The organism is Gemella sp. GH3, from assembly GCF_013415425.1.
Taxonomy (GTDB): Bacteria; Bacillota; Bacilli; order Staphylococcales; family Gemellaceae; genus Gemelliphila.
This window is the reverse complement of sequence record NZ_JACBYC010000195.1, coordinates 1-498: the sequence shown is the minus strand read 5'-3', so window position 1 is coordinate 498 and position 498 is coordinate 1. Positions and strand designations below refer to the sequence as shown.

General features: G+C 41.8%; 1 pseudogene. It reads left to right on the top strand.

Annotated features, from left to right (window positions below):
* Nucleotides 1-498 (top strand): annotated as a pseudogene (locus HZY83_RS07025) (DNA-directed RNA polymerase subunit beta); the annotation flags it as partial.

Below are 498 nucleotides of genomic sequence, written 5' to 3'. Positions count from 1 at the left end.
ACATCGATCACCTAGGTAATCGTCGTCTTCGTTCTGTTGGTGAACTTTTACAAAACCAATTCCGTATCGGTTTATCTCGTATGGAACGTGTGGTTCGTGAACGTATGTCTATTCAAGATATGACTACAATTACACCACAACAATTGATTAATATTCGTCCAGTAGTTGCATCTATCAAAGAATTCTTTGGTAGCTCGCAGTTATCTCAGTTCATGGATCAAACAAATCCACTTGGCGAACTTACGCATAAACGTCGTCTTTCAGCGCTTGGACCTGGTGGTTTGACGCGTGAACGTGCTGGTTATGAAGTACGTGACGTGCATTACTCTCACTATGGCCGTATGTGTCCGATTGAAACGCCAGAGGGACCAAACATTGGTTTGATTAACTCCCTTTCTTCTTTCGCAAAAGTAAATAAATTCGGCTTTATCGAAACACCTTACCGCCGCGTAGATCCTGAAACAAACCGTGTTACAGATAAGATTGATTATCTAACTG